General features: G+C 50.2%; 10 protein-coding genes and 1 pseudogene. 2 read left to right on the forward strand and 9 right to left on the reverse strand.

Going from position 1 to position 10,132, the window contains the following annotated elements; all coding sequences use genetic code 11:
• Positions 1 to 104 precede the first annotated feature (104 nt).
• The 8 genes from nudC to rsmG all read right to left on the reverse strand — a co-directional run bounded on the left by nudC (position 105) and on the right by rsmG (position 7,998).
• Positions 105 to 923, reverse strand: coding sequence for an NAD(+) diphosphatase (nudC, locus tag NG346_RS11645; protein WP_262280085.1), 819 nt, complete (start codon positions 921 to 923; stop codon positions 105 to 107).
• A gap of 33 nt (positions 924 to 956) precedes the next feature.
• Entirely contained in the window at positions 957 to 2,201 is a 1,245-nt protein-coding gene (locus NG346_RS11650) for an IgA Peptidase M64 (RefSeq protein WP_262280086.1), read from the reverse strand.
• 56 nt (positions 2,202 to 2,257) lie between these two features.
• Positions 2,258 to 3,151: a glucosaminidase domain-containing protein gene (locus NG346_RS11655; RefSeq protein ID WP_262280145.1), complete on the reverse strand. Its 894-nt coding sequence runs from the start codon at positions 3,149 to 3,151 to the stop codon at positions 2,258 to 2,260.
• Between the two features lie 644 nt (positions 3,152 to 3,795).
• Positions 3,796 to 4,293, reverse strand: a complete 498-nt coding sequence (locus tag NG346_RS11660) for a hypothetical protein (RefSeq protein WP_262280087.1) — start codon at positions 4,291 to 4,293, stop codon at positions 3,796 to 3,798.
• A 246-nt stretch (positions 4,294 to 4,539) separates the two neighbouring features.
• Complete coding sequence (locus NG346_RS11665; RefSeq protein WP_262280088.1) at positions 4,540 to 6,024, reverse strand: ATP-binding cassette domain-containing protein; 1,485 nt, start codon at positions 6,022 to 6,024, stop codon at positions 4,540 to 4,542.
• 34 nt (positions 6,025 to 6,058) lie between these two features.
• The gene (ruvC, locus tag NG346_RS11670) at positions 6,059 to 6,637 is read right to left on the reverse strand and encodes a crossover junction endodeoxyribonuclease RuvC (RefSeq protein ID WP_262280089.1); all 579 of its coding nucleotides are present in this window, start codon (positions 6,635 to 6,637) and stop codon (positions 6,059 to 6,061) included.
• Positions 6,638 to 6,656: 19 nt separating this feature from the next.
• The gene (locus NG346_RS11675) at positions 6,657 to 7,304 is read right to left on the reverse strand and encodes an MBL fold metallo-hydrolase (RefSeq protein ID WP_262280090.1); all 648 of its coding nucleotides are present in this window, start codon (positions 7,302 to 7,304) and stop codon (positions 6,657 to 6,659) included.
• 73 nt (positions 7,305 to 7,377) lie between these two features.
• Complete coding sequence (rsmG, locus tag NG346_RS11680; protein WP_262280091.1) at positions 7,378 to 7,998, reverse strand: 16S rRNA (guanine(527)-N(7))-methyltransferase RsmG; 621 nt, start codon at positions 7,996 to 7,998, stop codon at positions 7,378 to 7,380.
• Between the two features lie 77 nt (positions 7,999 to 8,075).
• Here rsmG and NG346_RS11685 point away from each other — a divergent pair, with 77 nt between their 5' ends.
• Together NG346_RS11685 and NG346_RS11690 are read left to right on the forward strand one after the other, a co-directional pair.
• Complete coding sequence (locus NG346_RS11685) at positions 8,076 to 8,717, forward strand: HAD family hydrolase (RefSeq protein ID WP_262280092.1); 642 nt, start codon at positions 8,076 to 8,078, stop codon at positions 8,715 to 8,717.
• A 21-nt stretch (positions 8,718 to 8,738) separates the two neighbouring features.
• Positions 8,739 to 9,890, forward strand: a complete 1,152-nt coding sequence (locus NG346_RS11690) for an MFS transporter (protein WP_262280093.1) — start codon at positions 8,739 to 8,741, stop codon at positions 9,888 to 9,890.
• Between the two features lie 134 nt (positions 9,891 to 10,024).
• On the opposite strand, the pseudogene NG346_RS11695 reads toward NG346_RS11690, so the two are convergent.
• Positions 10,025 to 10,132, reverse strand: a pseudogene (locus NG346_RS11695) (IS982 family transposase); the annotation flags it as partial.

The following is a 10,132-nucleotide window of genomic DNA, read 5'->3' on the forward strand; positions in this document are numbered from 1 at the left end:
ACTGCCTTTTCCGCCATTCATCTGCCTTTTTGGGGTACTTTTCTGTTCTTTTTCATTTCCAAAGATGAAGATGTGAGGAAGGCGGAGATGGCTGAGCGATGCGTTTACTCCTGCTCCGAGACGATGCCATAGCCCTTGAGCCAATCGTCGAGGATCATGCGGGCGATGGACAACCGCTGTGGGATACGGGGGAGGGCATCGTAGCGGAACCAACTGCCACGCGAGAGCTCCGACCGCTGGAGATGGACCTCACCCTCGACATAATCGGCATTGAAGCCCACCATCAGTCCGCACGGGTAGGGCCATGGCTGCGAGCCGAAGTAGCGGAGGTTGTTGATTGTTAGTCCTGTTTCCTCCATCACCTCGCGGTGCACAGCCTGCTCAAGGGTCTCGCCGGTCTCGACGAAGCCTGCCACGAGGCCGTAGAAGTCGCCCTTGAAGTTCTTGGCATGAACAAGTAGTACCTCGTCACCTCGATGGATGAGCACGATGATTGCCGTGGCCAGCTGAGGCCACACTTCCTTGCCGCATTGTGTGCATCGCTTCGAGATGATTGTGTGCATTTTCATAGGAGCACCGCAGACGCCACAGAACTGGGTGTTGTGGTCCCAGTAGAGAAGCTCCTGGCATTTGCCGGCCTTGAGATACAGCTCGGTGGAGAGATGATAAAACGAAGCCCGGAGCCCAATAAAGTCGAAGCCTGAAGCGCGCAGCTCGGGATCGATGATCTCTACATGTTGCGGATCTTCGAGCATCATAGTTTTCACGAGCGTTCCGTTTTCCATGGGGCTGACCTCCATGATATGAGTCCAGGCATGCGTCTTCACCGGTGTTTCCTCTGTGCAGGGAATCGTATATTTTCCGTCGGGCAAGCGTTGCAGAAGCAGGTCGGTCTTGCTGAATATAAAGTAATAGGTCTTCATCTGCAATTATTTATTTTCCTCTGTTATTGTTACTTACTTCACGTAGAAGTCGATGAGCTGCTGTATAGCCTGTCGGCATGCGGGGCAGAAGTCTGGATTCTGATTGGTGCGCATACGGCAGTCGTAGTAGGCGCGGTAGACGCCCTTAGGCTTGTAACCGGCTCCCTCGTAGAATCCGGCTTTCTTATCCTTGCCGATGAGGTTTTCCCATTTTCCACGGAAGTCCACCTTGGTGGTGATATTCTTTTCCCAAGGCTCTACGTCGAGAGGATAGATGTCTACAGTCTCGTCGTCATAGGCATATTCGTCGGCAAGTCCGGCGAAACTGTGCCCGAACTCATGTACGACGACGGGCTTAGCGTATTGGTTGTGGATGGATGCGAGCAGATACCCGTTGTAGAATCCGCCACCACCATATCGTGTGGAGTTGACCAGTGCGATGATATGCTCATAGGGAGTACCAGCGAGCCAGTCGTGCATATCCTTAAGGTGCCCCGTGGTGAGGTACCGTTCGCTGTAGTTGGTGTCCCAGTGGGAGTGCAGGGCCGTGTTTTTCCATATACCTTTACCTGGCTCGCTGGCTCCGCTCTCCTCGGATGGCGACTCCACGGCGACGACGTTGAAGTATCGACAGTTGCTTTTGAAGGGCTCATAAGAGAAAAGCGTCTCCATAGACATGCGTGCGTCATCGACAAAGGTCTTCATCTCTTCGGGACGGTAGCCTTCGGCAAGGTAGGCCAGGTGGATGCAGTGAGTGGTGTCCAGAGCTTGTTGCAGTACGACGTATGGCGTGACATTTTTCTCACCGAGATGTGCGATGAGAATGTCGGTAGGTGCTACGGTATGGGTGAGGTGACTGCTGACTTGGCGTCGGTTGTTGCGCAGGTCTACGGTGATGTCGACGGTATCCTTGGGCATGGGCACGAGATATACGTTTTCAAACGACTTCTCGATGTGCTGAGCCTCGGGTTCTTCTTGCCATTCCTGAAAGAGGGTGGAGAAGGAGTTGCGATAGATGACGCGTTGCGTCTTATGGTCGCGCACTGTGATTTGTCCGTTGCCCTCCACGGGAACCTCGGCGAGTCGCTGGCGCTTGCCGTACCATCGGGGCTCCACATACATCTGCTCAAGGGCAATGTGCTGGGTTGTGGCAGTGCCGGAGAAGATGTAGTCGATGCGCAGGGTCTTGTCCTGAAAATAATCTTCGAAACGTTGGGCGGCAGCGCTCATGCTCATCATGGCGGCCACAGCCAGCAAAATGTAGTGTTTGTTCTTCATCCTATTAACTATTCAAGATTAATGATTTATGTGTGTTGATCTCTCTTTCGATACTTTTAGTAAACCTTTAGCTCGTCTCCGACATGTATCTGATAATCAGGTGTTAGGTGGTTTTTCTTATAGAGACTTTTTAAGCGTATGCCATAGTACTGTGCAATGGAGTACATGCTCTCGCCAGGCTTCACCACGTGGGGGCGGTGCTTGTAGGCTTTGATGGCTTTCTTCTGCTTTTTCTTCAAGTAGATGATGTCTCCGGCATGGAGCACATCGTGCTTGTCGCGCTCATTATATTTAGCCAGCTTGCGCCACGGCAGGTCCGTCTCCTTGCCGATGGACTTGAAGGTGTCGCCCTCGCGAGCCACAAGATAATAGTTTTTGTTGTAGATACGGATGGGGTGGAGGTGTTGTCCGGCTATCACGGCGTGGTCGCGTGCTCCCCGCTCAGCCATGAATTTATCGTAGTGGCGTGCGTGGTCGTATTGGTTGAGTTTATAAAGCTCGATGATGTCAATGAGTTTTTGAGCATAGGCGGGATTGGTGGCGTAGCCGCACGATTTCAGTCCCCGGGCCCATCCCCGGTAGTCGGTACGGTCGAGCCGGAAGAGCTGGGCATAGCGTTGGTTGCCCGTGAGGAAGCGGCTGTGATCCTCATAGCTTTGTTTGGCGTTGTCGTAGGCACGGAAACACTCACCGATGTCGTCGTCGTCCTGGCTCATTGTGCGTCCCGTCCACCCGTGGCATTTAATGCCGAAGTGGTTGTTGCCCTGCGTTGCGAGCGGACTGAGTCCTGCACGGCTCTCAAAGGCACCTTGTGCCAGCGTAATGCTTGCCGGGATACCGTAGCGAAGCATCTCTTCGATGGCCAGATCCTTGTATTGGTCGAAATATTGTTGATAAGCCTGGTTCCACCTCATCTGCCCCTTCAGCGGCAACACGATAAGGAGACACATTATGGAGGCAAAGAACTTATTTCTGATGCTCATAATAGAATGAATGACTATTAATTATATTTGCAAAGTTACAAAAAAACAGATAGAAAGATGCAGTTCGTTACATTTTTAACGATTAACGGCGCAGCGGATATTCTCTGTGGGTTGGTAACATACCTGATGCTGTCTGTCGATATCATGGTGAAACGATAGTAAAGGCATAGTAACAAAGTAGACATAATAAAGCAGGAATAGGTCGTTTCCCGTTCTGTATAGTGATGTCATAGGCAGAAAATGTAGTTGTTGGATAAACTGACATTTTATAGGCCTTATTTTCGCGTTATTTGCCAGCGGAGTGGTTTCTTCCCCGATTTATGCGTTTTTCGTGGATTTTATGAAGTTGTTGAATATCTTTTTTTTCATCCCATAGGAAATATCCACGGCACTGTTATTTTCCTATAGGGGGGCGACATCGAAAACACCGTGATGGAAACATCGCGACTTCATCGCTTATCCCCTTTGAAAACTGTGACAAGTTACCGGAGAAAGTGCTTATTCAAATTAGGAAGGCTTCCGCTGAAGACAAAAAATCCCATGACTTTAATAGGTATCGCCTAAGAAAGTCATGGGAATTGACAGAATAGGAAGGGAAGACGGCGGAATGACTATTTCCAATCCATCTCTCTTATTTCTTTAAGAGCTTCGACCCAGTCAGTGTCTAACGAGAATTGGGTGATAAATTTGGGATTGTCGTAATAGGCTAAGGCGAGGTCTTTATCTTCATCGTGAAAGAGGCTGTGGTTAATGCTGGCATTCTTGAAGCGAAGAGCCACGGCCTCGCGTTTGCTCTTGTTCTTGCTGTTGCCTGCCTCAACCAGTCGCTTGATGAAGAGGTTGACAAAGTCAACCATAGCGTTGGTTTGTTTGCCCAGTTGCAGTTCTGTGAAGGTGCTGTCCTGCTTTGCTTTGTAGAGCATATACTCGATGGCATCCCATTTGAAGGATGCAATCTTGCGCTCATCCATTTTCTTGGTCTTGTCCAGTTTGACAGTCTCAAACTGTTTTTGCATACGCTTTACCTCGTTATAGATCTCCTGAGCATTTACCTCAACAGACGCTAAGGTCAAAGCAAGCGTAAGGAGAATCATTTTCATTGTTTTCATTGTCTATTTTTTTATGTTCTACATTCTTATATAGAAATAGGGTAGGACCCTACACATTATTATATATAGTTCATCATACTCAAGCACTCTTCCCCTCCAGTCTCACCCCCGTGTCCCTCTCCCAAGGAGGGGGGGGGAATGCTTTGCGGGTGTTTTGGTAGGCGCAGTGATGGTTGATGCTATGGTTTCTTGAAGCATATCACTCCCCTCTCCCTGGGAGAGGGGCACGGGGGTGAGGCTGCTATTTTATATATGTCTCACGAGCCTGATACGGTGGTCGATGCATGCGGGAAGCTCCTCTTCGTAGTGCGTGACCATGATCAGCGTCTTGTTGGGTCGCTTGCAGAAAGTCTCGATGACATCTTTCACCAGGCGTCGGTTGCTGTTGTCGAGACCATGCAGCGGCTCGTCGAGGATCAGCAGTTGCGGGTCTTTGACGAAGGCACGCGCCAGTAGCACGAGACGCTGTTGACCGCTGGAGAGCTTCAAAAAAGTCCGCTCTTCCAAGCCCTCAAGTCCGAACACCGACATCCAGAAGCGGCAGGTGTCGTATTCGCTCTCGTCAGGTTTGACGTAGAGTCCCACGCTGTCTTTCAGTCCGCTTGCCACGATTCTGATGGCAGGGAGGTCACGCTGATAAGCGCGGTGCATTTCCGGCGACACATAGCCGATATGCTTTTTGATGTCCCAAATGCTCTCTCCGCTTCCACGGTTCTGATCGAAGAGACAGATGTCGCAGGCATAGCTCTGGGGGTTATCAGCGCAGACAAGGCTCAGCAGTGTAGACTTACCGGCACCATTTTGTCCGCTGAGCGCCCAGTGCTCACCATTGTGCACTGTCCAGTCGAGATCCTTGAGGATGACGCGCTGACCATATTGGATGCGTACATTGTGCATCTTCACCACGTCGTGAGCATGATAATCCTTCAGTCGCTCCGGCAGGTTAAGGATAGCTTGTGCCTTGCTCTCGGATAAGACATGTGGCGGGATGGGCTGACGATGAGCCTGATATTCCTCAAGCGTCACCTTGTGCATCACCTTCATGTCTCTGACCTCAACGACATGGGTGATGAAGTCGGGGATATCGTCGCTCTTTGACAGTACAAGGATAATCTGAAGATTCTGCTGTCCGACGAGCATCTTCAAGAGCTCTTTGAGCTGGTCTCTCGCCTCGGCATCAAGTCCGATGAAGGGATTGTCCATAATCAGCACTCTCGGAGCGGAGAGAAGAGCCTCGGTCAATTTCAGTTTGCGGAGCTCACCGCTCGACAGCAGGATGATGTATTTGTCGAGCAGTTTGTCGATGTTGAACATCTTGTAGAGCCGGTCGCGCAATTCACGATGGCGCGGTGAGTCTTCACCCGATCTCAAATAAGCCTCCTCCAGTTTAGAGCCGACGGTAGGCGTCTCCTCGTTGATCTCCATTTGGTTCCACCGCTGCTGAAGGTAATAGCTCTTATCGTTGTCGCCGCCATAAGCGTCGCGGAAAGTGATATATTTAATATTGTCAGAGACCAGCGGGCTGGTGCTTGGCGAGAAGTCGTATTGCACATCGCGCATCAGCAGCGGATGGCGGCCGACGAGAATGTCGATGAGCATTGACTTACCGCCACCGTTAGGTCCCACGATCGCCTGTTGCTCATCGCCTTTAAGGGTGTAGTTGACGGGTTCTGCCATACGCCACGCTGGCATACGGGTCACGCCATTTTCAATCTTTATAATCTCTTGCATCACAATATTTTTATGATTTATTTTATGTTGTCGTCTATAATCCACTGACCTTCGCGCGGTTCTTGTTGACGAAGTCCTTCCAACTGCCATAGTGCCGGTCCTGCGACTGCGGTGTGGAACTCTGGAGGAAATGACAATAAGCCGCACCGAGCGCATCGGTGGCATCCAAGAACTTTGGCATGTCGCTTTGCTCGATCTTTAGCAACCGCTGCAACATGCCCGCTACCTGCTCCTTCGAGGCGTCACCCTGTCCGGTGATTGCCATCTTTATCTTCAGTGGCGCATACTCATGGATAGGGATGTCGTGGCGGATGGCAGCGGCAATGGCAACGCCCTGGGCACGTCCCAACTTCAGCATCGACTGCACATTCTTGCCGAAGAATGGAGCCTCTATCGCCAACTCGTCGGGGAGATACTCCTCGATGACGCCCGTTACCCGGTCGAAGATGCGTCCCAACTTTAGATAAGGATCCGTCATCTTGCGCATGTCGATGACCCCCATCGCGATCAGCTCCGCTTTGTTGCCGTTGACTTTGATGACCCCATAGCCCATGACGTTAGTACCGGGGTCGATGCCGAGGATAATCTTTTCTGCATTCACTCTCTTGCTCATCTGCTCGTCGTGCTGATGGTTAGCGGTCGAGATAGGGATTGGTGGTTTCCTCGTAGCCAATCGTTGTCATCTCGCCGTGTCCCGGCAATATCTGTGTAGCGTCGGGCAGTTGGCTGATGTGGCGCAGACTCTGAATGATCATGAACATGGATCCGCCCTGAAAGTCGGTTCGCCCAATGCTGCCCTTGAAGAGCGTGTCACCGGAAAAGGCAATATTCTCTTCCTCGCAATAGAAGAAGACGCTGCCCGGTGAATGTCCCGGAGTCTCGATGATGGTGAAAGTATGATCGCCGAACGAGATGGTGTCATTGACGGCAAGATAGCGTCCCACGGGAGCAAAGTCGTCTTGGGTCAGTCTCAGTCCCATGATGGCGGCCGCCTGCTCGGGAAGCTGCTGCATGAGAGTCTCATCAGAAGCGGGCACCTCCGGTTTCAAGCCCCAAGTGTCGAAGACAAAGCGGTCGCCAAGATGATGATCCACATGACCGTGAGTCGCGATGAGATGGGTGGGAGTGAGGCCGTTGCCTTCGATATATTTTTTCAGCGCCTGCTTTTCAGCCTCGTAGTAAGCGCCGCAGTCTACAATCACACACTCCTTGCTGCTGTCGGATACCACGTAGCAGTTTTCCCGGATGTCGTTGCAGACAAAACGTTCTATATTCATCATGATCTTTTTATTTTTCTATATACAGGGGGCAGCCCGAAAGAGCAAGTGAAGTTCATCGGGCCTCCATAAAAATCTATAATGGCAAGTAGATGACCTGCTTGTCAGCGAACCACTCTTCGGTGAAATAGTCAGAGACAGGCGTGACCATGACCTTTTTGCCAAAGGGCTTCAGCTCTTCGCTGAGATCACCACCCTTCAAGGCTATGACACCATTGGGGAGTGCATTGTGTTGCGTCTTGGATACATTCTTCCTGACAATTTTCACCATGTCGGGCAGAGGCATGACAGCGCGGGAGACAACAAAGTCGAAGCGATCTTTTTCTTCTTCTCCTCTGCGATGGACAGCCTCCACATTGTGAAGATTCAATGCTGTGGCAACCTCGTTGACGACTTTGATCTTTTTTCCCGTGCCGTCGATCATCCGGAACTGACAATCGGGAAACATGATAGCCAGTGGAATGCCGGGGAAGCCACCACCTGTGCCAAAGTCAAGGATGTGGGTTCCGGACTTAAATCGGATCAACTTGGCAATAGCCAGCGAGTGGAGCACATGATGGAGATAGAGGTTGTCGATGTCCTTGCGCGAGATGACATTGATCTTCGTGTTCCAATCGTGGTAAAGCTCATCCAAGGCGGCAAACTGCGATTGCTGCTCTGTGGAAAGATGAGGGAAATATTTGACTATTGTTTGCATGTGCTGTTGGTTTTCCTTATAATATTGCAAAGTTACGAGATTATTTCGTAACTTTGCAACGAATTTAATAAAATGTAATGATTAAAGCAGCATTATTTGATTTAGACGGGGTAGTGGTGGATTCTGAAAGCCAGTACACAAAGTTTTGGGGCAGCCAGTTCCGACTCTACTATCCTCAGGAGAAAAGATTGGAGCAGCGGATCAAAGGAATGACTTTGGTAGAAATCTTTTCCAACTATTTCAATGGACAAGTTGAGACCCAGCAAGCCATCACGGACAGACTCAATGAGTTTGAGCGAAAGATGTCCTATGATTATATTTCAGGATTCCAAGACTTCATCAAGAGAGTGAAGGAGGCTTCTATCGCTACAGCTATCGTGACGAGCAGCAATCAGCAGAAGATGACCAACGTCTTCCGCTGTCATCCCGAGTTGAATGACTACTTCGATGCCGTGTTGACGAGTGAGGATTTTGACAAGAGCAAGCCCGATCCCGACGGCTATCTCAAGGCAGCACAACGTCTTCATTGTCAATCCAGTGAATGCATAGGCTTCGAGGATAGCATCAATGGAGTGAAAGCACTGAATGCAGCAAAGATGTTTGTTGTGGGATTGGCTACTACCAACCAGCCTGACGCCTTGGAGCCTTGGTGCAACCTCATTGTCGACGATTTCACGCATCTCGATTTAAACGTCTTGCTCGCAGAACAAGGAAAGTAAAAGAATTGATCGATTCACAAGATGGACACACAAAATACTCCCATACACTTTAAGCTGTGGCATCGTTCGTTTTGGTATTTGGCCATTGCTAATTTCTTTCTGACGGCTTCAGTATATGCGCTGCTCCCGGTACTGCCCTTCACTCTCCATGCCCATCATGGCGGGTTGATGACAGTGGTGTATGCGTTTTTGGCTTATTGTCTGGGCATCTATCTGCCGGGGCCGTGTATCTCTTGGCTGGTGCAGCGCTTCCGTCGCAATCATGTGTGTCTGTTTGGCATCTTGCTTCTTGCCGGTGTCATTGGCTTCTTTTCTCTGACACACAATCGTTTACCTATATTTCTGATCATTGGCGCACTGCTGTTGGGAGTAGCTTATGGACTGGCCAAGATGACAATCGTCAGCACGCTGATCATCGACACTTGCGAGTCGTTTCAGCGCACGGAGGCTAACCATTCCTCCGATTGGTTGGGCCGCTTGGCGTTGGCGGTAGGCCCCTTTGCCGGTTTTTGGACTTACTATAAGTTTGGCTTTGGCTATGTTGAGTTTGTCTCGCTGGCTTTTGCCGCTCTGTCCTTTCTTTTCTTGTCCCGCGTCCATTTCCCCTTCAAGGCTCCGGGCGAGGATCTTCATCACATGTGCTTGGACAGATTCTTTCTTCCACAAGGCACCATGCTCTTTTTCAACTTCATGATGGCTACCCTGGCTATGGGACTCATCATCAGCACCCAACAGTCTTGTCATTTCTTTCTCTATATGCTGGCCGGCTTTCTGTTGGCCATCATCTCGGAAAAATATGTTTTTGCCAATGCCAATCTGAAGAGCGAGACCTTTGTCGGTTGCTTTGTGCTTGCTGCTGCCTTGTTGCTGATGCTCTTTCGTCAGGAGCGGGCGGCAACGATGATCGCGGACGCTTTCTGTGGTTTCGGCATCGGCATTCTTGGCTCCCGCTTTCTGCTGTTCTTCATCAAACTGGCTCATCATTGTGAGCGTGGCACCTCCCAAAGCACTTTCTTCCTTTCATGGGAGACGGGAATGGCACTTGGCATGGCACTCGGATGGCATTTGGCAAGCCGAGAGGCGTTGGTAGTGGCACTATGTCTGATTGTCGCTGCGCTTGTCATCTACAATTTCCTGGTCCATCCTTGGTATTTGGCGCATAAAAACAGATAACTCCTAAGAAAGAAACTTCCTTAGGAGTTAGTACATCGCGGGATAAGGGATGACAGGCTTTTCCTTTATTGTCGCGGGATAACGGATGGCAGGTTTGCCCATTATCATAAACATCCGTTTACCTGTTGGCGGAATTAATTTAGTGCATACTTAATTCTGCCAATGGGCTTGTCGTTAATGAAGTTTACGTATTGCAGAATGGTAAGTGCACTAATTTTGCCAATGATCCTGGCAAACAAACC

Origin of the sequence: Hallella absiana (assembly GCF_025457485.1) — a bacterium.
GTDB classification, from domain to species: Bacteria; Bacteroidota; Bacteroidia; order Bacteroidales; family Bacteroidaceae; genus Prevotella; species Prevotella absiana.

Bases quoted from the DNA above. Each gene is read 5' to 3' on its own strand.
- NG346_RS11655 (WP_262280145.1), bottom strand. From the start codon at position 3,151: ATGTGTCTCCTTATCGTGTTGCCGCTGAAGGGGCAGATGAGGTGGAAC.
- NG346_RS11690 (WP_262280093.1), top strand. From the start codon at position 8,739: ATGGACACACAAAATACTCCCATACACTTTAAGCTGTGGCATCGTTCG.
- NG346_RS11675 (WP_262280090.1), bottom strand. From the start codon at position 7,304: ATGATGAATATAGAACGTTTTGTCTGCAACGACATCCGGGAAAACTGC.
- NG346_RS11650 (WP_262280086.1), bottom strand. From the start codon at position 2,201: ATGAAGAACAAACACTACATTTTGCTGGCTGTGGCCGCCATGATGAGC.
- rsmG (WP_262280091.1), bottom strand. From the start codon at position 7,998: ATGCAAACAATAGTCAAATATTTCCCTCATCTTTCCACAGAGCAGCAA.
- nudC (WP_262280085.1), bottom strand. From the start codon at position 923: ATGAAGACCTATTACTTTATATTCAGCAAGACCGACCTGCTTCTGCAA.
- NG346_RS11665 (WP_262280088.1), bottom strand. From the start codon at position 6,024: ATGCAAGAGATTATAAAGATTGAAAATGGCGTGACCCGTATGCCAGCG.
- NG346_RS11660 (WP_262280087.1), bottom strand. From the start codon at position 4,293: ATGAAAACAATGAAAATGATTCTCCTTACGCTTGCTTTGACCTTAGCG.
- NG346_RS11685 (WP_262280092.1), top strand. From the start codon at position 8,076: ATGATTAAAGCAGCATTATTTGATTTAGACGGGGTAGTGGTGGATTCT.
- ruvC (WP_262280089.1), bottom strand. From the start codon at position 6,637: ATGAGCAAGAGAGTGAATGCAGAAAAGATTATCCTCGGCATCGACCCC.